Raw genomic sequence first — 21,135 nt, forward strand, 5'->3', positions numbered from 1 at the left:
GCCTCATGAATGGGATTTTCCGATCATTCTCCCTACCCCATGGATTTTCTCCAGGACGAGGATCAGCGCTGCCGAGATAAAAATAACAATACCGGACACGGATGCGATAAGCGGGCTGTAAGCATCCTGCATCTGGGAGAAGACTTCCAGCGGAAGTGTTCGCATACCCGGCGATACCATAAACAGGGATACTGTAACATTATCAAAAGAAGTGAGAAAAGAAAATAGCGCTCCCGATAAAATGGCCGGCCGAATCAAAGGCAGGGTGACCTTCCAGAATACGGTGATGGGCTTGGCGCCCAGGATCATGGCCGCTCTTTCCAGTGTATAGTCGAATCCGCTCAGCCCGGTGATGACGAAGCGGACGACATAAGGCACGCAAATAATGATGTGTGCGATCAAAAAGCCGGTTGACGTACCCGCGAGAAGCATCGGGGTAAAATAAATTAACAACGCGACGCCTAAAACAAGCTGCGGGACCGTCAGAGGAGCCGTCAGCAGCGATACCAGATACGTTTTGCCGGGCATATCATACTTCGCCAATGCGAGAGCGGCCAGCGTACCGAGCATGACCGAGATCAGCGAGGCCAAGAGCGCGAACTTGGTGCTGTTCAGGAACGCCTCAATAAATTCGGGCCGGTCGAGCAGCATCACGTACCACTGGAATGAAAATCCTTGCGGCGGAAAGCTTGGGAAGCTTGCGCGGGTGAAGGAGGCCGGAATGATGACCAGAAGCGGGAGAAGGATATAGACGATGACCAGCACAGTAATCAGCATACGGACTTTTCCGGTTATTTTCATCAACGGAACGCCTCCCTGAATCGTCCTTTTTCAAACATCCGCGTAAACACGGTCACCATGATCAGCGTGATGCCAAGCAGCACGTAGGAGATGGCTGATCCGTAAGTCCAGCGCAGCAAATGTAGAATCTGATCATAGACCACCACAGGCATCATCGGCACGTTGGGCCCCCCCATGAGGGCCGGCGTCACATAAGAGCTCATCGACATGCTGAATACAAGCGCTACTCCGGAAACGATGCCCGGGAGGCTGAGCGGCAGCGTGACCGACAGAAAGGTGCGAAATGGATTGGCGCCCAGAATGGAGCTCGCTTTTTCCAGCGACGGATCGATATTGTACAAGCTGGTCGCAATGGCCAGAATCATGAACGGCAAATAGGCGTTGGACATCCCGATGACGACCCCAATCTCTGAAAACAACAGCTTCAGAGGGGAATCAACGATACGCAGGGAGGTCAGGATTTGGTTTATCGTTCCGTTAGGCATAAGCAGCAAAAACCAGCCGAAATTTCTCACCACAATACTGACTAGCAGCGGCGAGGCTACGAGCAAAGCCAGCAATCCTCTTACGCCCGGCGAGCATTTGGACATCGTTAAGGCTACCGGATAACCGAGAACAAGCGAGACGATCACCGTGTATACGCTGACTTTGATCGTAAGCCAAAGCGAATTCATATAATACGGGTCGGTGAAAAATTTAATATAGTTTTGAATGCCGTACGCTGCATGACCTGACGCTTCGTCCACCTCAATAAAACTTAAATAAAAGATATAAAGCATAGGTACGACGAAAAATCCAATGATGAAGAGCAAGAGCGGAGCCAGCATCAGCCATCCGGACACCAGTCTTGCATGTCTTCTGCGTCTTTTCGGCAGATCGGGCGGGGAAGAAGGCTGAGCGCCGGCGTCTACTGCTTGATTAGCATGACGTCCGATGGTTTCCATCCGATCTTCACCTCGCTTCCAATCGTCCAGGCGGGATCAATATCGCTGCATTGCACCTGTAAAGAATCTCCTTGAAATGATGTGAATATTTCCCAGGAAGACCCCAAATAATTCATTTGCGTGATACGCACGGTATGCAGATCGTAATCGGCATCGGAGACCGGACCGATGGCTACTTTCTCCGGCCGGATATAGAGCTTGACTTGATCCCCGATGGAGCATAAACGGTCTGCTCCCATCACATTCCCGGCTTCCACAAGCATTTGTTCTCCATTTTCCCGCTGTACCGTAATGTTATTCGCATCGATATGGACAATAGAACCGTGCATACTATTGGATTTACCAATAAAATTGAACACGAATTCGCTTCTGGGGTTCGCGTAAATTTCAGTGGGCGTTCCCACCTGTTCGACTTTTCCCCGATCCATGATGACGATCCGGTCCGACATCGACAAGGCTTCTTCCTGATCGTGCGTGACGAAAATCGTTGTTACGCCTACCTCCTTCTGCAGACGCTTGATTTCCATCCGCAGCTCCTGGCGTAATTTCGCGTCCAGATTGCTTAACGGCTCGTCAAGCAGCAGCAGCTTAGGCTGGACAACCAGCGCCCGCGCGATCGCTACGCGCTGCCGCTGGCCTCCGGAAAGCTCCCTCGGATAACGCTGCTCGAGCCCCGTCATTTTCACAATCTCCAGTGCGTTCTTAATGCGGCTGCCGCTTTCCGTTTTGTCTACTTTATGCAGCTTCAGACCAAACTCCAAATTTTCGTAAACCGTCATATGCGGAAACAGGGAGTACCCCTGGAACACCATGCCCAGGTCACGCTTATAAGGCGGAACGCCGTTCATCCGCTTTCCTTTAATATACAGTTCGCCCTGATCGGCATCGATGAAGCCGGCGATCAAATTGAGCGTTGTTGTTTTGCCGCAGCCCGAGGGGCCAAGCAGGGTGAGCAATTCACCCTGCTTGACATCGAGATCGACGCCGCCCAATACCACATTGGTGCCGAATTTTTTATAGGCACCGCGAATTTCAACGTCGTTCATCACTTGCTGCATAGTTTACCTCCGTTATTGCTTATTTTTTTACGCTTTTCCCGAGCTCGGGAGTGACTTCCTTCGTCCATCTGTCCATCCAGGCAGCGCGGATTTCGGAAAGCTTTTTGACATCCGGACGATACACTTTGTCCGTGCCTTTGATGCCGATCGATGCCTGGAATTTTTCAGGAATCTCCATTCCTTGCAATACCGGGTAAAAGCCGCTTTCGGAAATAAGCTTTTGCGATTCTTCGGATATCAGATAATTCAAAAATTGAATGGCTTCCGCCTTGTGCGGCGCGTTTTTGACAACCGTCGCGTTAAATGCCTGAAGAGGCGCCCCCTCTTTAGGAATGACCATTTTTAACGGCACGCCGGATTCGGCTAGATCAGCAATGGCATAGCTGCCCATCACGGTGACATCGGCAGCCCCCTGCTGCATGGCAGGCATCATCTGCGTCGAGTTTTTATAGAATGTATCCGAATAGCGAGCCAGTTCTTTCGCCTTTTCCAGTCCCGGCTCCATATTATCCAGGCTGCCGCCGTTGGCGAAGGCCAGATTATACAGTGTGGTGAAGCTCCAATCGTTGGCGATATCGGAATAAGCGGTTTTTCCCTTGTATTCGGCGCGTATTAAATCGTTCCAGGAGGTGATCGGAGCAATGCCGTTTTGCTCGAACGTCTTCGTATTGTATGCGGGCGCAATCACCAGGCCGAAAGCCGGGACGCCCTTGTTGTCTACCGCGACGAACCGGGAATCGAGCAGCTTCATGTTGGGAACGGTCGCTTCGTCAAGCGTCTCGACCAAATCTTTCTCTACGGCACGCTGCACGTCAAGGGGGACATACACCGCCACATCCAATTGCGGCGCATTTTTTTGCAGCTCCACTTTGGACAGAATCTCGCCCGACAAGGCGGAGAGGAAATTGACTTTAATACCGGTCTCTTCTCTGAATTTCGGTGCAATGACGTCGCGGATCGCTTTTTCAATTTTTCCTCCGTTGGCCGCAACCGTAATTTCTTTATTGGAAGCTGGTGCAGGAGCCGCTGATGGCGGATTTGCCTGGTTTGCATCTTTTGAGGAATTCGGAGTAGGAACACCACATCCTGCAAGCGCTGTCAAAACAAAAATGAGTCCAATGCCAAGCCATTTTTTCATAACACGTTCCTCCCGGTTTTTCAATTTGGGTACATGACTTTCTGGATTTGACACTTGTAAAAGCGCTTTCGCAAATCTTGACCGACCCTCCTTACAAAGCTTTATAAAAAATTTTTTTATTCTTTCAGTAAGGTAAATGAGCAAATTTCATGCCAATGATTTTTCTGCTGAATTCACCGTTTACCCACAGGGGGGGCGGCATTTTTTGCCGTATTTCCTATCGAGAAGCGGCAGTTTCTGCCTATAATGGAGTGAAGCCTCTGATTTGAAGGGAAAAGATGGCTCTTTTCCGCGCCTTTTTAAAATGCTATCTTTTTATATAAGAGTTGTATTCTTGGAAAAGGTGCCCGAAAATGAGAAAGATTATACTTTGTACACTGATTCTGGTATGGTTTCCTGTGATTTCAGGATGGGCGGCGCAAACGGATCTGCCTTTCCAGCAACATGTATTGAGGGTCGGATTCGAGCGTGATCATCCGCCGTTCTCCTACCTGGACGAGAATGGAAGGCCTTCCGGATTTAGTGTTGAGCTAATAGGGACAATTGCTAGGCATGCGGGCCTGGGACTGAGATATGTCGCCATCGAAACGAGCAATCCCGAACCGCTCGATCAGGGAAACATCGATCTGGTATTGGGCATGAAATACAGCGCCGCTCATAACGAGTTAGTCGATTTTTCAGAATCCTACCTTTCGTTATCCGACGCGTTGGTCGTGCCCAAAGAAAATAAGGAAATCTACAATTTGTCGGGACTCAAAGGGAAAACAGTTGCCGTCCAGCGCGGGAGCAGCGCCTATGACATATTGGAGGACATCCGCAACGTCAGAATGAATATCGCCTCCAGTCAAACGAAAGCGCTGGAAATTTTAAAACATCAAAGGGCCGATGCGTTTGTCGGAAATTATGAAGTGATTCGGCATTATTTTACCAAGCATGACCTCTATTCGGATTATGATGTGAGAGTCAATTCGATTCATTCTTATGAATACGCTTTCGCCGTACGCAAAGGAAATTACGAGCTGGTCCGCCGGTTAAATGAAGGAATCAAGCTGGTGCAGCAAAACGGGGAATACCGCCGGATGTATAATCATTGGTTTCCGCCCTTATTCCCGCAGGATACCCTTTGGAGACAAATCGCCTGGCTCCTGGGATCGGTTTCGATTGCGGTATCCATGTTCATGTTGTTTATTTATATGATGAACAAAAGGTTAAAAAGGGAAATCGGACGACATACCAAAAGGCTCAGAAACTATTTGACCTTTCAACAGCAAATTCTCGATACCATCGATAACGGCATTTTCTCCATCAATAAGGATAAAATCATCCGGCTGGCCAACAAGCGTGCGATGGAAATATGGAATTTGAAGACCGATCCTGTGAATACCTGCATTTCCGGTTCTTCTTTATTCAGGGAAATCGAGCGGATTCTCGATCTGCCTCTGGACGAAAAGGGCCACGAGGGGGAATTCGTGTTGATTCAGGAGGGTTCGGACGAGAAGCTGGTCCATTATTACGCGGCCGTGCTCCGCAACGATTTGGACGGAAAGCTTGGATGGATCATCAGCATGCAGGATCGAACGCAGGAAAAAAACCTGCAAAATAAACTGGTCCTTCAGGAAAAGCTCCGGTCTTTAGGTCAACTTATTGCCGGAATCGCTCACGAGCTGCGAAATCCTTTGACGTCCATGAAGGTGTTTATCGAGCTGCTTCCTTATAAAATCGATGATCTTCGCTACAGGCAGGAGTTTATGAAGCATGTACCGGCCGAACTCCGCCGGTTGAACCATGTGGTGGAGGATCTGCTGGATTATACGCGAAGTAAGGTTCCCGTGAAAGAGCGGGTGGATTTGCATGAGTTTCTGTCTTCCGTTATGAAGCCGTTTGAAATTCAATACGCCTCTCAGCCGATTCAATGGATCAACGCGGTGGTTCCGGGCATATCGCTTTATTTTGATAAGCAGCAGATGAAGCAAGTGTTCATTAATCTGATTACGAATGCCATCGACGCCATATCGGAGAGCAATGTGAAAGCGATTACGTTCGAAGCCGAAACGGAGGATGGCTGTACGAGCATTCGGATTATCGATACGGGAGCGGGGATCCCGGACGATGAAATGTCCAGGCTGTTCCAGCCCTTTCATACAACCAAAAGGAACGGAGTAGGTCTGGGTTTATATATTTGCTACAATATCCTGTCCGAGCATGGCGGTGATATCGATGTTCAATCCGTTCCCGGCAAGGGGACGACCTTTACATTAAAATTTCCCGGGGGTGAATTTTAATGAATTCCGTCTTGATCATTGATGATGAACCAGCCATTTGTACCTCCCTGATGTTTGCGTTGGAAGACCAGTATCAAGTGTTTACGACGACTTCACCCGATGAAGGCCTGGTTATGATAGGAAAAGAAAATATCGATGTCGTGCTGCTCGATATGCGGATCGAAGGGGTTGACGGCTTGTCGCTGATTCCTAAGCTGCTCGAAATTTCCCCGAAAACTTCCATTATTGTCATGACGGCGTTCGGAACGATCGAAACGTCGGTGAAAGCGATGAAGCTGGGCGCTTACCATTATTTGACCAAGCCGATTAATTTGGATGAGGTCCGCATTTTAATTGAAAAATCGCTGCACATCAACGATTTGAAACAAGAAGTTAGGCGCCTTCGCGAGGTATTGCGGCCGGAATACAGCTATTGCGGCATTATCGGCAAAAGCTCCGCAATGAGAAGCTTGTTTCAACTCATCGCTAAAGTGAAAAACATTGACTCGAACCTGCTGATCACAGGAGAAAGCGGGACGGGCAAAGAGATGGTGGCCAAAGTATGCCATTCAGAAGGAGCGCGGCATAAATATCCTTTCTCCGCTTTGAACTGCGCGGCTATACCGGAAACCCTGCTCGAAAGCGAACTGTTCGGGCATGAGAAGGGAGCCTTCACAGGGGCGTTTCAACGAAAGGAGGGGGTGTTCGAGCAAACGCATGGCGGTACGATTTTTCTCGATGAAATCGGAGAGCTGCCCCTTCACCTGCAGGCCAAATTGCTCAGAGTCATTCAGGAGCGGGAAGTCGTCCCGATCGGTTCCCACCGGCGCAAGCCCGTTGATGTCCGAATCATTGCGGCGACCAATCGGAACTTGGCCGAGGAGGTCAGCAAAGGCGCCTTCCGCGAGGACTTGTATTACCGTTTGAATGTCATCCCTGTCCATGTGCCGCCGCTGCGCGAAAGAATGGAAGATTTGCCGCTGCTGATCCATCATTTTCTTCAAATCTACGGTGTGAAAATGGGCAAAACCGATGTCCGCTTTCATTCCTCGGCCATGGATGTGCTGTACCGCCATTCTTTTCCGGGAAATGTGAGGGAACTGTCCAATATCATTGAATATGCAGTCGCCTTGGCCAATGACAGCTTGCTTAAAATTCACGATCTTCCTGTTTATTTGCAGGAGAAGGCTTATGAGAGAAAAGACGGCGGCCAGCAGGGAGGGGATGGGATCTTCATTCCCTCAAGACTGACGTTAGAGCAGGCCGAACGGGAGTTTATTTTGCATAAGCTGCAAATTTGCAACGGGCATCGCAAAAAAACGGCTGAATCTTTGGATATCAGCGAAAGAGGGCTCAGGGATAAATTATCCAAGTTTTTGCCCTCCAAGGATTAGCCGGAGAAAGCGGGGAATTCATTATGCGGCAAAGATTTTTATGGGTTCTTGCGCTTATGGTTACGGGGCTTTCTCTATTTGTCTATCATACGATTCAGTCTTCGGGCAATCAACCGGACCGGAGCCATTCTGACGAAACCATCGTGACCATTGCGACAGGCAATGCTTCCGGCCCTTACTTTACGATTGGGAGCGCTTTAGCCAAAAGGTATGAAGAGAAGCTCGGGATCAATGCGTCTGTCATAACGACGGGCGGCTCGGTGGAGAACATGGGACTGATGGAAGCGGGAAAGGCGGATATGGCTTTTGCCATGTCGGACGCGGTTACTTTCGCTTACAGCGGAACCGGGGGAATCAAAGAAATGAAAGATTTACAGGCCATGGCAGGGCTGTATTTGAATTGTGTGCAAATCATTACGCTGCATGGCAGTCCCATTCATACCGTCTCCGATTTAAAAGGCAAACGGGTCGGCGTGGGCGCTCCCGAGAGCGGGGTGGAGGTGAATGCGCGCATGCTGCTTGAGGCCCTCGGCATTACGTATCAGGATATTCAGCCCGAATATTTGTCCTATACCGAAGCGGTGGAGCAATTAAAAAATCAAACCATTGATGCCGCCTTCTTTACTTCCGGGCTGCCTAATCCGTCGGTCACCGAGCTGGCCAAATCGAAACCGGTCACGATCGTTCCTATCCCGATGGAGGAAGTAAGGAAACTGAAGGAAACGTACCCGTTCTTTCAGATGACGGAAATTCCTGCGGGCACATACCGGAACGACGTCTCCATTCCTACGGCGGCCACGCTGAATGTGATGCTCGTAAGAAAAGAGCTGGATGAAGAGCTCGTGTATAAGCTGACCAGAGAGTTGTTTGAAAGCTTGACTTATTTACAAAGGGCTCATCAGGCGGCCCATTCCATTGATATTGGGAAGGCGAGGCAAAACCTCCCGATTCCGGTTCACCCCGGCGCGGAGAAATATTATAAAGAAGCTCAGCTGTCGGGCACATTTTCGGAATCGGGGAGGTGACATGCAGCCGGATTGCGCCAAGAGGATGCAGGTTTTATCATCGGTTAAAACGAAGAGGAGAGGACGTTGATCTTATGGATCTCGGATTAAAAGGAAAAATCGGTTTTGGTACTTCCAAATATGATTCTGTCCATACGATTCGTGCAGGGGTCCATGCTCTTGCCAAAAGCTTGGCCACAGAGCTTGCCGGGGATGGGATCTTAGTCAATACGGTGGCTCCCGGACGCATTATGACGGATCGAACAGCCGAGCTGGATCGGATAAAAGCGGAAGACGGAGGCATGATTAAATCTTTATAGACCGTTAATTACTCCTTTGATGTGAGAAAAACACTTGGGATCTTCAAATTCTCAAGTGTTTTTTAAAAAAATTGGCTATGTTAAATCATGTTGTTGATATTTGATAATTGCGAACATTTGTTCTATAATTAAGGTAATATCATTGTCTCGGAGATGATTTACCAAATGGATTTGAAAGAACTAAAAAGGCTTGCCGATGCCTTGGACGATAGCGGAAAGCGAGAGCTTATCTACTTTTTGCAGTCCCGAACCAAAAGGATAGCGACTCCTATACGGGCGATAGACGAAATTCAAGAGCAGAAGCATAAAGATGGGCTTGTTTGTCCGCATTGTAAAAATCACTCTGTAGTGCGGTTCGGGAAGTACGTTGTGAAAACACACTGGAGAGGTTAAACGTCAACGTTACCGTTGTAAGTCCTGTCGTCAAACTTTTAACGACCTTACGAACACACCTCTCCAACGCACACGCAGACCTCATCTTTGGGTTCGATTCATTGAATGCATGATTGAAGGCTTTCCCCTTCGTAAGTGTGCTGAAATACTGCACGAAGAGGTTACGCATGTTACCTTGTTCTACTGGCGACATAAAATCCTTTCCGCTTTGAAGCAAATTCCAACCGAGGCTTTCCAGGGTATCGTCGAAATGGACGAGACTTATTTCTTGTTCTCTGAAAAAGGTAAACGGAACATCGCCGAACGCAAGCCACGTAAACGTGGTGGCAAAGCCAAATATCGTGGCATCAGTAACGACCAAATTTGTGTACTGGTTGCCCGTGATCGTCAGAAAATGACTTATTCTGGGGTTCTTGGGCGAGGGCGGATTCGGACAACCAAGTTGGATGAGGCAATTGGTGATTACTTATCTGATTCAAACGTACTTTGTACCGACTCGTGGAGGGCATTTAGCTCTTATGCGAATTCAAAAGGGTTGGATCATTACCGTTTCAAGTCGGATGGAAAACAACGTGTTAAAGGCGTGTACCATATCCAAAACGTTAACAGCTACCACAGCCGTCTAAAAAGATGGATGGATCGCTTTAATGGCGTTGCAACAAAGTATTTGCAGAATTATTTGGCTTGGTTTCGTTACCTTGACAGTAAGGAATATGAAAATACAGCGTCAAACAAAAAACAAATGTTGGTCAATTCTTGCCTGTTTACTGTGATGGAAACCAACACCAAACTTCGACGTACAGCTTTTTCTTGTTGAACTTGTAGGATAGAAGAACAAATTTCTTTTTTTTACGTCTAACTCATATGTACTTGAATTATTGAGAAATTTCAGAGATTACTCGTTTAAGGGAGCGTACTGTAAGTATGAAGAAGTTATTTATTGCAATGGTATCCATGTTCCTATTGAGTGCGTGCTCAGAGGCGTCAACAACCAGTATGAAGCCCCCGACTCCTATAATCACCGAATCCACAGGATCAACCACAACAGATAAATCAACAGTTGAATTGTCCTCGCCTACACCCACATCTAACACAATTCAGATAACGGGACCACTCACATTATCCAGGAACGACCTTTTTCAGTATACAAATAAGCATGAATACTTGAGTGTGGTACTTATAAGCGGAAAGTATTTTGAAGATTGGACTCCAAGTCCGTTTATGGGTCGGAATTGGGTGGGTGAATTTCAAATTCAACTTTCAAATGAAAGCGGCGAAGTGACAAGTGCCTTCGATTTAAACGGCTTTAGCAATGGCGATATTGTGTTTAACTCATTCTTTAACATCGAATTTGATGATTACAATGGGGATGGGAATATCGATTTTACGATTGGTCAATATGCTTCGAGTAACGGAGATGTATTTAAACTGTTTACCCTTGATCAGACTGGACGAATAAAAGATTTGCCGATCAAAGGGTATCCCGACATATTCGTGAGCGGTACTGGGCGTTACTCCACAAAGTTAACGAAAACCAAATTGGGTTTCTCATGCTCGTATTATGACAACAGCATCGGAAAAGACGTGAAACAAAGCTTCGTGTGGAACGGAAAAGAATTCGTCAGTGATAAATAGAGGCGTATTTTCACTCGATTTCATACAGTCATTTACCGCCCTTTTAGTGGGGCGGTTTTCCTTTGGTCGAAAAATCAACATTAAAATTAAACATAGCCAAAAAGTTAAAAAGAAGCCCTTTTTGCATTTTTTTTAATGGGTATTTCATACTTCACTCTTGGAAAAAGGGCTTTGGGTTGGACACGAAGCATGTTCCTACTATTCCTATTAATCCAACTTGACACATTGGATTAATGAGTTTAATATATATTTTCAGAATGCTGACTCGACAACGGGAAGCTCATTGATCCATTTTTTCTTCCCAAAACAACGAAAGATATGGCAACAACTAAAGAGGTGGAAAATTGATGAAGAAAAGTGACAAAACGTTGCATTTGGGAGCGTTTTTGTATGCGGTAGGCCATCATGCCGGAGGATGGCGGTACCCTGACAACGAAATTAGCAGTCTGCTGGATTTGGAGTATTACAAAAAAGTGGCCGGGATCGCCGAGAAAGGAAAATTTGATCTTATTTTTTTTGCGGACAGATTGGCCATTCCTGACCGTTTCGGCAATAATTTCAATAATTCGATCCGTTATTTTGCCTCTTTCCGGCTCGATCCTGTTGCGCTGATCACTGCGCTTTCTGCGGTTACCAGCCGCATCGGCCTCGTCGCCACGGCATCGACCAGCTATAACGAGCCGTTTGCCGTCGCCAGAGCTTATGCCACGATTGATCATTTAAGCAAAGGAAGAGCGGCATGGAATGTTGTGACCTCCACCAATGACGGTGAAGCGAGGAATTTCGGAAGAGATGCTCATTTTGACCATGCCACCCGGTACGAACGCGCCCAGGAATTTATCGAAGTCGTGACCAAGCTGTGGGACAGCTGGGAAGACGGCGCTTTGGTGATCAACAGGGAAGAGGGCGTCTATGGTAATCCGGAGAAAGTGCGTTATGTGAATCATAAAGGGGAATTTTTCCAGGTAAAAGGTCCGTTGAATGTGCCTCGCGCTCCGCAAGGCCGTCCGGTTTTGGTGCAGGCCGGTTCTTCCGAACGCGGCAGGGATTTTGCCGCCCGCTGGGCCGAAGTTATCTTTACGGCGCAGCCTGCGCTGGAAGGAGCGCGCGAATTTTATAAAGACATTAACGGGAGGCTGGCCAAATTCAACCGGGAGCCGGGATCGGTTAAAATCATGCCGGGCGTTATGCCGATCATAGGTGAAACCGAGGCGGAAGCGAAAAGAAAAGAAGAGCTGCTGAGAGAATTGGTTCATCCGCTTGCCGGGCTTTCCCTGCTTTCCGACAGTATGAATCAGGACTTGTCGCAATTTGATTTGGACAAGCCGCTTCCGGAACTGGATACGATGCGGGGTAACCAAAGCCGCCAGAAAATTGTTGCGCAGCTGGCAAAAGAAGAAGGGCTGACGCTGGCGCAGCTGGGTAAACGCTTCGGAGCAAGCCGCTCACACCGTGTGCTCGTCGGAACGCCTGCACAAATCGCCGACAACTTTGAAGAATGGTTGGAAAAAGAAGCGTGCGACGGGTTTAACATCATGTGCCCCTATTTGCCGGGCGGTTTAAACGAGTTTGTTGAATTGGTCGTGCCGGAACTGCAAAGAAGAGGTATCTTCCGTAAGGAGTATACCGGCGTCACCCTGCGGGATCACTTCGGCCTTGAGCGCCCCGATCCGGCCGTTTAGTATTTGACTGCCTGGGATGCAGCGGATGACCTACAGCATGCAGCCCTTTTCAACGGCATTCCATTTATCCCTCCGCTCATCGGGCTGTCCGCTGTATCGGAGGTTTTTGGACTGCTCGGTAATCACAGCATACGGACGATGGAAAAACCCCAAAATACTCACTTTTCGACGGAAGGAGTTTCTATACTATGAAGACAAAGTGGTTAAAATGGTCATTCATTTTTGTAATCATTGCGCTGTTTACGGCGGCTTGCGCCGGCGGCGGTAATAACACAAGTGATGCGGGAAGCAGTAATACAACTCAGGGGGGAGCCGCAGGCGCCGGTGAAAAAGCGGATAAATGGCCGGAAAAGCCGATTTCGATTATCGTCTGGTCCAAAGCCGGTTCCGGCGTGGATGTGATGGGGCGTCAGGCCGCCAAATTCCTGGGAAATCAACTGGGAAAATCGGTTGTCGTCGAGAATATCACGGGCGGCGACGGAGCTTCCGCCATGCAGACCATCCTTTCCAAACCGGCTGACGGATATACGATCGGCGTCAACACGCGGAGCCAAATGATCAGTTTGAACACCGACTTGAAAAACGATTTTAACCTGAATGACTTCCACTTCATTTCCATAAACCAAGGGGATCCTTACGCCTTGGTCGTCCGTCCGGGTACCGGTCTCGATACGTTTGAAAATTTCGTCCAATCCGCTAAAAACAGCGAAAAATTCGCCATTGGCGGATTCGGCGCCAACTCGGCCCACCAGATTTTTGCCTCGGATCTGGCGAAAGCCGCAGGCTACTCCTTTGAATGGATACCTTATGCCGGAGGTTCTGAAGCGGTGACACAGCTTCTCGGCGGACATATCCAGGCAGCGCTTACGAATGTCGGCCAAGTACTCGAATATGTAAAAGCCGGCCAATTGAAGATTATCGCTGTTTCTAGCGCTGAAAAGATGGATGAAATTCCGGACACGCCTACGTTCACCGAATTAGGATTTCCCGAACTGGAATCGTCTCATTGGCGCGGCTTCTATGTGAAAAAGGGCACGCCGAAAGAGATCATTGCCAAATATGATGAATTGTTCAAGGCCTTATCGCAAGATAAAGAGTGGGTGAATTACCTCGATGCCAACGGATTGACCAACGATTTTCGGCCCAGCAGCGAAAGTCATCCGTTCGTGGAAAAAGAATTTGCCGAGATCGGCAAAAAACTGGCGGGGAACTAGGCCTGTGACCGGAGGGATTTTTACATGAACCATCCCACTGGACGACTGGCTGCGTTCGTCGGGAATACCCGTTATGAAGAGCTTCCCGACGATGTGGTCAAGAAGGTAAAAGAATGTTTTCTGGATACGCTCGGCTGTATTCTGGAGGGAAGCAAGGGCGAAGAATTCCAAAAGGCTTTTACGGCCATGAACCTGCTTGGCGAAGGCAGCTCCAGGATTTTCGGAACAGATGAGCGGACTTCCCTGCAGAACAGTGTGCTGCTGCACGCCCTGATGGCTCATGCCACGGAATTTGACGATTCGCACAAGCAGTCCAAAACCCACCCCGGAGCAGTGATTATTCCTGCTGCTCTTGGGGCCGCATGGCTTCACGGAAAAATCAGCGGAAAACAGCTTATCGCTTCCATTGCGGCCGGGTATGAGGTTACCCTTCGGCTGGGGAAAGCGCTCGGGGCGGGCGAGCACAGGCTTAAGGGATGGCATGCGACAGCCACATGCGGCATCTTTGGCGCCGCAGCGGCGGCAGCCTCGATTCTGGGTCTGGATGCGGAACGGATCATGAGCGCCCTCGGTTCGGCGGGAACCCAAGCTGCCGGAATATGGGCATTCACATCGGACGGGTCGATGAGCAAACCGCTCCATGCCGGAAAAGCCGCGCAGGGAGGGCTCATTTCCGCTGTATTGGCGCAAACCGGCTTTACCGGCTCGCGCTACATTCTGGAGGCGGAGGACGGCGGATTTTTCAAAGCTTTTGCTCCTTACAAAACGTCAGATTGGCAGCAAGAACTTCTGCACGGTTTGGAATCTCCCGATGCTTATGAAATCCTGAACGTTGCCTACAAGCCGTACCCATGCTGCCGCACGACACATGGAGCGATTGAAGCCGCGCTTCATATTCAACAGAAACAGAATGTCCCTGTTGAGCAAATCAAGCGCGTTGTGATACGCACGTATGACGTTGCCGTCAAACAATGCGGTTTTTCCGAACCGCTCAATCCGCGGCTGGCTGCTTTCAGCTTCGCTTATGTTGTTGCAGTCGCTTTACGGTCGAAACGGCCGATTGTATCCGCTGATTTTTCCGAACAAGTGTTTCGCGACACGGAAATACTGGAGCTGCACCGCAAGGTGACCGTTGAACGGTCTGAAGAAATGGACGCGCTGTTTCCAAAATTGTGGCCTTGCGAGGTAGAGGTGGAAACCGCAGCGGGCGAAATCTACAAGCATCGCGTCGATATTGCCAAAGGAGATCCGCTGTCTCCGCTCAGTGATGTTGAGCGGGTCGGCAAATTCAGAGGCTGCGCGGACGGCGTTCTGCCGCCATCGCAAATTGACGGCATCGTCGCTGCGGTTAACCATTTGGAGGACATTGAGGATCTTCGGCCGATCACGGAATTATTGATTTCTGCCAAAAAGATTACCTGATCAACTACTAATAGACTAAACTGCTAAGGCGAAAGGGTACTGCGATGAGAAAGATGCAAAAGGGCCTTATATCTGTCTTGGAAACCGGACTGATTGGCGCCATTGGCGCGGTATTGTTTTCTTTGCTGCATATGCCTCTGCCTTGGATGCTCGGTGCACTTACGTCTGTGATGGTTTCGCGGCTTGGAATTCGCCGGACTTTGGCCTGGCCTTCATCCTTTCGCCACATTGCGCTCGCCATACTCGGTTTTATGCTGGGATCTTCATTTTACAGTGTAAATTTGCGCCAAATGGCGGCCCAACTCCCTTATATGGCCGCTTCAACGGTATTCATCTTATCGGTTGCTTTTGTGACAGGCTATTTGCTCTACCGCAAGTTGAATTTAAGCCCGATGAACGCGGTATTTGGCTGCATGCCCGGCGGATTGAACCATATTATCGCCCTCAGCGGCGAATCCAAGCAAATCGACCTGACCACTGTTGTGCTGATGCAGACGATCCGTGTTCTTACCGTAACGTTTATTGTGCCGTTTATTGCGCTGCATACGTTGACCGGCTCAGGCGGATCCGGAAACCATTACAGTTTTCCCGGTGAGGGATCGGCTTCTCTTTTTTCGTTTTTATTATTTGCCGTGGTGGCGGCCGCAGGTTTCTTTGTCGGCAAGAGGATCAGGCTCCCGGGAAGCTCATTGACCGGGCCCTTGCTCGCCACCTCCATTGTTGTGCTGTGCGGCGCCACGCCTCCCCGGGTGCCGGATACGGCGGTGCTGCTTACCCAGCTCAGCATCGGCATCCACCTTGGGCTGCAGATGAAGCCGGACTTTCTAAAAGACATGCGCCGGCTGGGCATATATACGGCGGCCAGTAATGTGATCGTCGTTTTATGCTGTTTGGGCTGCGCTTTGCTGCTGTGGTGGGTCACTCCCATCGATCTGACGACAGCCTTTCTAAGCACATCTCCCGGGGGAATCGCGGAAATGGGAGTCACCGCGGCTGTCGCGCGAGCCGATTTGTCAGTCGTCAGCGCATATCAGCTGTTTCGCTTGTTCTTTATCTTTTTTGTGGTGATTCCCGCGGTGCAGTGGTATTTCACCCGTCAGGATCAAAAAAAGGGCATGACAGCGAATAAGGTCAGAGGCACTGACCCCCAATAACAAAATAAATGTCAATTTAAGCAGCCAGTCGTCGAAATGGAATCGGTGACTGGCTGCTTCGTTTTGAATGCGAAATGTGGCTTTTTAATTACATATATGCATTAAAACATTGCAAAAGATCAATTTTACACATCAATTATTCGGGTGTATTCTAAATAGAAAAAATGAATCTGGAAGGATATGAACTCAAGTGGGGATGACATCAAAGATGCAAGCCGATGTTGGTTTAGAACATCGTGCGGGGATATTGGACACGAGGAGCCGGGAATACCTGAAGCGCGGAAGCAAGGAGTATCAGCAGGGCAGTCTGGCTTTATTCGCTGCGGGGGTGGCCACTTATGCGGTGTTGTACTGTGTTCAACCGTTGTTTCCGGTTTACTCCAGGGAATTCGGTTTATCGCCGGCGGCTGTCAGCTTGTCTTTATCCGTCAGTACGGTGCTGCTTGCCGTCTCGCTGCCGTTGGCAGGCTTTTTGTCCGATCGTATCGGGAGAAAATCACTTATGGCGGCTTCACTCTTTGTGTCTTCGATTTGCTGCTTGTGCACGGCTTTCGTGCCCAATTTTACAAGCCTGCTTATCGTCCGCGCGATTCAGGGGATTGCCCTTGCCGGTCTTCCTGCCGTGGCGATGACTTATCTGGCCGAGGAAATGGAGGCCAAAAGCCTCGGGTTCGCTATGGGATTATATATCAGCGGGAATACGATAGGCGGACTGTTCGGGCGGGTCGCAGTCAGCATGGTAACCGATGTATATACATGGAGAATGGGCATAGGTGTGTTGGCGGTCATCAGTCTGTTGGCGAGTCTGTATTTTTGGCGCAACCTGCCGCCTTCCCGGCACTTTAAACCGCAGCGGACAGAACCCAAAGCCAACCTCCGTCTTTTTGCCGTACAGTTCCGCGACCCCGCACTAATCCTTCTTTTTGTGTTAGGCGCGATTTTGATGGGGAGCTTTGTCACGCTGTACAATTACTTGGGGTTCCGGCTGCTCGAACCGCCTTTTCGTCTGTCGCAAACGCTGGTCGGATGGATCTTCCTTCTATACCTGGTGGGAACATTCAGTTCTTCGTGGATGGGAAGAGCCAGCGACCGCATTGGGCTGCGCATTGTTTTGTGGATTAATGTCCTATTGATGCTGACGGGAATCCTGCTGACACTCTCGGCGCATTTGGCTGTGCTGATCATCGGCGTGGCCGTGTTCACCTTCGGATTTTTTGGCGCGCACTCCACAGCCAGCTCCTGGGTCGGAAGCAGGGCTTCCATAGGAAAAGCGCAGGCCTCTTCTTTGTACCTGCTGTTTTATTATGTAGGGTCGAGTCTGGGCGGATCCATCGGCGGTTTGTTCTGGAGCCGGTTTGAATGGGCGGGGATTGTCGGCATGATTACCGTTATGATTGGCTGCGCCATGCTGGTTTCCTTTGTATTAACCGCTGTTTTGCCCGAGAAATCTAATCTGCATTCTCAAAGTAATGCATGACAAATTGCAGAAACCGTTGGGCCGGGGGAGACAGATACCGCTCCTTCATCCAGGCTGCGCCGATGATCCGGTAGCATTCGGGCGAGCTTACGCTTAACTTGACCAGTTTCCGGTCGGTCAATCCTTTCACATCAGGAATAAGGGCTACACCCAGTCCGGCGGCAACCAGGCCCGCCACGGTGGGAACCTCTTCTCCCTCAAAAGCGATTTTGGGGGCGAAGCCGGCTTCCATGCACAGACGGTCAATGACGTTCCGGAGTCCGTAGCCTTTCTTAAAGGAAACCATTGGCTCGTCGGCAATTTCTTCCAATGAAACGGCTCCGCGGTTTGCCAGCGGGTGATGGGCGGGGACGAAAATAAACAGCTCCTCGCTCCATAATTTTTTCCATTCCACCGAAGGATTGGCTTCATCCGGAGAAGAAAGCAGACAAAGGTCGATCGAGCCTTGAATGAGCTGCTGTAGCAAGGAAGCGGTATTGCTTTGATTCAGCTGAAAGCGAATATTCGGGTAGCTGGCGCGAAACGTAACGATGAGGTCGGGAATGAGATGGGATCCGAGCGTATGGAGAAATCCCAGCATGACTTCCCCGGCTTCTTCATCCAGCATGTTCCGAATTTCATGCTTTCCTTCCTCGTATTCTTTCATGATGCGGTGAACCCGCCTTAAAAACAGCTCTCCGTAGCGGTTCAGCTTGATGGAACGGCCCACCCGGTCAAACAGCGGAACGCCCAGTTCTTCCTCCATCCGGGAGATGGAGCGGCTGAGTGCGGATTGCGAGACGGACAGGAATTGGGCTGCGCGCGTCATATGCTCCATTCGGGCTACGGTTTGAAAATATTCAAGCTGCTGCCACTCCAATCGGATCACCTGGCCTTGATCGTTTATTCCCCATGATTATATCACAGCGCGCAGAAAAGAATGTATCCGTCCTTCTTGGGATTTGTGCTGCTGCCGCCGGGTTTGGACGAAGGCGGCAAAACAGCTCCAAAAATAGTATCCCCGATGGAACACTTCCGCTAAGCTTTAGAGTTAGAAAACAATATCGTATCGGTAATTCATTGGCGATTGTTTATGCAGGACGAATTGTTCCAAGGAAGGGGATACCTGTACTGATAAAAGCGACGAATATGGTTCGGCAGACGTTTGTCAACATATACTGCAATTTCTTAAGTCGTGATCAAAAGGGGGACTTATATTTCGTTCGAGCGGATTCCATGGTTCCTAACAACATATTACAATACGTACATTTCTTTCCTCGAAGAACACATAGATCATCTTGGCCGGCGGGTTGTCTATCATGCTTCCGCATATCATGAGGAAATTTCAGGATTCATGTATGGTAATGAAAATATAGTTAAAAACCTCAACTCGTTATATAATGAGATGTATTCATTCCTCGCGGCCGGCGAAGAAAGTATCTTAAGAGGTGAAGCAATGAGAGCGTATTTGGACCTGCTAAGTGATATACTGGAACAAGGTGTCCGTAAGGATGATCGAACCGGCACAGGCACCATTTCCGTTTTTGGAAGACAAATGAGAATCAATTTAGCTGAAGGATTTCCGCTGCTGACAACCAAAAAACTGCATATTAAATCCATCGTTCATGAACTCCTGTGGTTCTTAAGCGGCAGTACGAATGTCAATTATCTGCGTGAGAATGGCGTCACGATCTGGGATGAATGGGCCGATGAGGAGGGCAATCTTGGTCGTGTCTACGGTGCGCAGTGGCGTACATGGCCGGCGCCGGGAGGGCAGACGATTGATCAAATTACCAAAGTGATTGAACAGATTCGGCATAATCCGGATTCCAGAAGACATCTGGTGAGTGCATGGAATGTGGCAGAAATCGATCAGATGGCTTTGCCGCCGTGTCATTATGCATTTCAATTTTATGTTGCCGATGGCAAACTGTCGTGCATGTTTCAGATGAGATCCGTGGATACCTTCCTGGGACTGCCGTTTAATCTGGCGTCTTATGCTCTGTTAACCCACATGGTGGCTCAGCAATGCGATCTGGAAGTCGGCGATTTGGTGTGGACAGGCGGCGACGTTCATATTTACCTGAATCACCTGGAACAAGTAAAGCTCCAATTAACCAGGGAGCCGCGTCCGCTGCCGAAGCTGAACATTCTGCGCAAGCCGGAGTCCATTTTTGATTACCGATTTGAAGACTTTGAGTTTATCGACTATCACCCGCATCCCGGGATTAAAGCGCCCATAGCGGTCTAATCGCGTGATCAGCCCCGATTTGTCGGGATTTGTGGTGTGGTATCAGGAGGAAGGTTCGAATGACGATATCGTTAATATTTGCGATGGATGAAGCCCGCGGAATCGGCATAGACAATAAACTGCCATGGAGGCTGCCGGCGGATCTGGCGTTCTTCAAGAAAACGACCTTGGGGCATACGATACTGATGGGCCGCAAAACGTATGATTCGATCGGCAAGCCTTTACCGGGACGCCGTAACGTGATTCTGACGAGGGACCCTGAATTTAAGGCTGAGGGCTGTGAAATCGTGCATTCGGCGAAGGAAGCCGTTAAACCTTATGGCCGCGGAGGGGACAAGGCGTCCGAAGAGCTTTTTGTCATCGGAGGCGCGGAGCTGTTCGGCCTGCTGCTGCCGCATGCGGACCGGATGTATATTACCGAAATTGCCCATCGCTTTGAAGCGGACACGTTTTTTCCCGAGATTGACCGTACGCAGTGGCGGGGCGTGTCGCGGGAAAAAGGCATACGGGATGAGAAAAACCCGTATGATTATGAATTTGTCCTCTATGAACGGGTTAGCGGACAAGCAGATACGGAACTCCAACAAGTGGAATGAAGCGGGCCGTTTATGCGCATCTTAAAGGGTGAATCATGTGCACATCCAGTTTACCCGAGAGGAAGATGCCGAACATGACACAGGTCAACCAACATCAAATGCCGATCCGCCACGTCATCGACAATGCGGAGAAAGCCATGCAGAATGCCAAAGACGCAGAGATGGCTGTGCGCCACGCCCAACTGCAATCCGATCCGCATAAGCTGTCCTTCGCCATTGGAGAGATGAAAGCGGCTCAGCATCTTTTGGAGCAAGCGCAAAGCCAGATCGATGCGCAGGATCATGGACACCATCATCAGGAGCTCGCGCAGGTTCAGCATCAGTTGGAGCAAGCGCTGCAAAGCCTGGACGAGGTCGCTTCGAACACGGAGCAGCCAAGACAGATACGCTGAAGAGGTTGGGGAAGAAAAAG

At 49.5% G+C, this 21,135-nt stretch carries 17 protein-coding genes and 2 pseudogenes; 14 read left to right on the top strand and 5 right to left on the bottom strand.

Annotated features, from left to right (window positions below):
* Positions 1-3 precede the first annotated feature (3 nt).
* The 4 genes from NR121_RS06090 to NR121_RS06105 all read right to left on the bottom strand — a co-directional run bounded on the left by NR121_RS06090 (position 4) and on the right by NR121_RS06105 (position 3,941).
* A complete protein-coding gene (locus tag NR121_RS06090) occupies positions 4-801 on the bottom strand; it encodes an ABC transporter permease (RefSeq protein WP_062409721.1) in 798 nt (265 codons plus the stop codon).
* Positions 801-1,628 carry an ABC transporter permease gene (locus NR121_RS06095; protein WP_235594361.1) on the bottom strand — a complete coding sequence of 276 codons (828 nt, stop codon included), beginning with the start codon at positions 1,626-1,628 and terminating at the stop codon, positions 801-803. Before NR121_RS06095 ends, NR121_RS06090 begins: the two co-directional genes overlap by 1 nt.
* A gap of 80 nt (positions 1,629-1,708) precedes the next feature.
* Entirely contained in the window at positions 1,709-2,803 is a 1,095-nt protein-coding gene (locus tag NR121_RS06100) for an ABC transporter ATP-binding protein (RefSeq protein ID WP_054818479.1), read from the bottom strand.
* A 19-nt stretch (positions 2,804-2,822) separates the two neighbouring features.
* Entirely contained in the window at positions 2,823-3,941 is a 1,119-nt protein-coding gene (locus NR121_RS06105) for an ABC transporter substrate-binding protein (protein ID WP_062409720.1), read from the bottom strand.
* A 353-nt stretch (positions 3,942-4,294) separates the two neighbouring features.
* On the opposite strand from NR121_RS06105, the gene NR121_RS06110 reads away from it, so the two are divergent.
* The 11 genes and pseudogenes from NR121_RS06110 to NR121_RS06160 all read left to right on the top strand — a co-directional run bounded on the left by NR121_RS06110 (position 4,295) and on the right by NR121_RS06160 (position 17,897).
* Entirely contained in the window at positions 4,295-6,223 is a 1,929-nt protein-coding gene (locus NR121_RS06110; protein WP_062409719.1) for a transporter substrate-binding domain-containing protein, read from the top strand.
* Positions 6,223-7,596: a sigma-54-dependent transcriptional regulator gene (locus NR121_RS06115; RefSeq protein ID WP_062409718.1), complete on the top strand. Its 1,374-nt coding sequence runs from the start codon at positions 6,223-6,225 to the stop codon at positions 7,594-7,596. Before NR121_RS06110 ends, NR121_RS06115 begins: the two co-directional genes overlap by 1 nt.
* 23 nt (positions 7,597-7,619) lie before the next feature.
* Positions 7,620-8,621 carry a TAXI family TRAP transporter solute-binding subunit gene (locus tag NR121_RS06120; protein ID WP_062409717.1) on the top strand — a complete coding sequence of 334 codons (1,002 nt, stop codon included), beginning with the start codon at positions 7,620-7,622 and terminating at the stop codon, positions 8,619-8,621.
* Positions 8,622-8,695: 74 nt separating this feature from the next.
* Positions 8,696-8,905, top strand: a pseudogene (locus tag NR121_RS06125) (SDR family oxidoreductase); the annotation flags it as partial.
* Between the two features lie 180 nt (positions 8,906-9,085).
* A pseudogene (locus NR121_RS06130) lies at positions 9,086-10,130 on the top strand (IS1595 family transposase).
* Positions 10,131-10,237: 107 nt separating this feature from the next.
* A complete protein-coding gene (locus NR121_RS06135) occupies positions 10,238-10,948 on the top strand; it encodes a membrane lipoprotein lipid attachment site-containing protein (RefSeq protein WP_062409715.1) in 711 nt (236 codons plus the stop codon).
* A 347-nt stretch (positions 10,949-11,295) separates the two neighbouring features.
* On the top strand, positions 11,296-12,630 hold the full coding sequence (locus tag NR121_RS06140) for an LLM class flavin-dependent oxidoreductase (protein WP_054818485.1): 1,335 nt from the start codon (positions 11,296-11,298) through the stop codon (positions 12,628-12,630).
* Between the two features lie 188 nt (positions 12,631-12,818).
* Positions 12,819-13,844: a tripartite tricarboxylate transporter substrate binding protein gene (locus tag NR121_RS06145; RefSeq protein WP_062409713.1), complete on the top strand. Its 1,026-nt coding sequence runs from the start codon at positions 12,819-12,821 to the stop codon at positions 13,842-13,844.
* A 24-nt stretch (positions 13,845-13,868) separates the two neighbouring features.
* Entirely contained in the window at positions 13,869-15,266 is a 1,398-nt protein-coding gene (locus tag NR121_RS06150) for an MmgE/PrpD family protein (RefSeq protein WP_074728730.1), read from the top strand.
* A gap of 44 nt (positions 15,267-15,310) precedes the next feature.
* Complete coding sequence (locus NR121_RS06155) at positions 15,311-16,420, top strand: AbrB family transcriptional regulator (RefSeq protein WP_074728728.1); 1,110 nt, start codon at positions 15,311-15,313, stop codon at positions 16,418-16,420.
* Between the two features lie 208 nt (positions 16,421-16,628).
* A complete protein-coding gene (locus tag NR121_RS06160) occupies positions 16,629-17,897 on the top strand; it encodes an MFS transporter (RefSeq protein ID WP_054818492.1) in 1,269 nt (422 codons plus the stop codon).
* Here NR121_RS06160 and NR121_RS06165 read toward each other — a convergent pair.
* Positions 17,869-18,756 carry a LysR family transcriptional regulator gene (locus tag NR121_RS06165; RefSeq protein WP_062409709.1) on the bottom strand — a complete coding sequence of 296 codons (888 nt, stop codon included), beginning with the start codon at positions 18,754-18,756 and terminating at the stop codon, positions 17,869-17,871. The two genes, NR121_RS06160 and NR121_RS06165, sit on opposite strands and share 29 nt — an antisense overlap.
* Before the next feature lie 576 nt (positions 18,757-19,332).
* Here NR121_RS06165 and thyA point away from each other — a divergent pair.
* The 3 genes from thyA (at position 19,333) to NR121_RS06180 (ending at position 21,115) form a co-directional block, all read left to right on the top strand.
* Positions 19,333-20,127 (top strand): thymidylate synthase, encoded by a 795-nt coding sequence (thyA, locus tag NR121_RS06170; RefSeq protein ID WP_062409708.1) that lies wholly within the window; start codon positions 19,333-19,335, stop codon positions 20,125-20,127.
* Positions 20,128-20,186: 59 nt separating this feature from the next.
* The gene (locus NR121_RS06175; protein ID WP_256830917.1) at positions 20,187-20,723 is read left to right on the top strand and encodes a dihydrofolate reductase; all 537 of its coding nucleotides are present in this window, start codon (positions 20,187-20,189) and stop codon (positions 20,721-20,723) included.
* Positions 20,724-20,797: 74 nt separating this feature from the next.
* On the top strand, positions 20,798-21,115 hold the full coding sequence (locus tag NR121_RS06180) for a hypothetical protein (protein ID WP_054818494.1): 318 nt from the start codon (positions 20,798-20,800) through the stop codon (positions 21,113-21,115).
* The last annotated feature ends 20 nt before the right edge of the window (positions 21,116-21,135 follow it).

Origin of the sequence: Paenibacillus sp. Pae15, from assembly GCF_024519685.1 — a bacterium.
GTDB lineage: Bacteria > Bacillota > Bacilli > Paenibacillales > NBRC-103111 > Paenibacillus_G > Paenibacillus_G naphthalenovorans.

What these genes read in the sequence shown, in the direction of transcription:
- NR121_RS06100 (WP_054818479.1), bottom strand. Translation starts at nt 2,803, where the DNA reads ATGCAGCAAGTGATGAACGACGTTGAAATTCGCGGTGCCTATAAAAAA.
- NR121_RS06145 (WP_062409713.1), top strand. Translation starts at nt 12,819, where the DNA reads ATGAAGACAAAGTGGTTAAAATGGTCATTCATTTTTGTAATCATTGCG.
- NR121_RS06180 (WP_054818494.1), top strand. Translation starts at nt 20,798, where the DNA reads ATGACACAGGTCAACCAACATCAAATGCCGATCCGCCACGTCATCGAC.
- NR121_RS06120 (WP_062409717.1), top strand. Translation starts at nt 7,620, where the DNA reads ATGCGGCAAAGATTTTTATGGGTTCTTGCGCTTATGGTTACGGGGCTT.
- NR121_RS06140 (WP_054818485.1), top strand. Translation starts at nt 11,296, where the DNA reads ATGAAGAAAAGTGACAAAACGTTGCATTTGGGAGCGTTTTTGTATGCG.
- NR121_RS06115 (WP_062409718.1), top strand. Translation starts at nt 6,223, where the DNA reads ATGAATTCCGTCTTGATCATTGATGATGAACCAGCCATTTGTACCTCC.
- NR121_RS06155 (WP_074728728.1), top strand. Translation starts at nt 15,311, where the DNA reads ATGAGAAAGATGCAAAAGGGCCTTATATCTGTCTTGGAAACCGGACTG.
- NR121_RS06090 (WP_062409721.1), bottom strand. Translation starts at nt 801, where the DNA reads ATGAAAATAACCGGAAAAGTCCGTATGCTGATTACTGTGCTGGTCATC.
- NR121_RS06160 (WP_054818492.1), top strand. Translation starts at nt 16,629, where the DNA reads ATGCAAGCCGATGTTGGTTTAGAACATCGTGCGGGGATATTGGACACG.
- NR121_RS06105 (WP_062409720.1), bottom strand. Translation starts at nt 3,941, where the DNA reads ATGAAAAAATGGCTTGGCATTGGACTCATTTTTGTTTTGACAGCGCTT.
- NR121_RS06175 (WP_256830917.1), top strand. Translation starts at nt 20,187, where the DNA reads ATGACGATATCGTTAATATTTGCGATGGATGAAGCCCGCGGAATCGGC.
- NR121_RS06150 (WP_074728730.1), top strand. Translation starts at nt 13,869, where the DNA reads ATGAACCATCCCACTGGACGACTGGCTGCGTTCGTCGGGAATACCCGT.
- NR121_RS06135 (WP_062409715.1), top strand. Translation starts at nt 10,238, where the DNA reads ATGAAGAAGTTATTTATTGCAATGGTATCCATGTTCCTATTGAGTGCG.
- thyA (WP_062409708.1), top strand. Translation starts at nt 19,333, where the DNA reads ATGAGAGCGTATTTGGACCTGCTAAGTGATATACTGGAACAAGGTGTC.
- NR121_RS06095 (WP_235594361.1), bottom strand. Translation starts at nt 1,628, where the DNA reads ATGCTGGCTCCGCTCTTGCTCTTCATCATTGGATTTTTCGTCGTACCT.
- NR121_RS06110 (WP_062409719.1), top strand. Translation starts at nt 4,295, where the DNA reads ATGAGAAAGATTATACTTTGTACACTGATTCTGGTATGGTTTCCTGTG.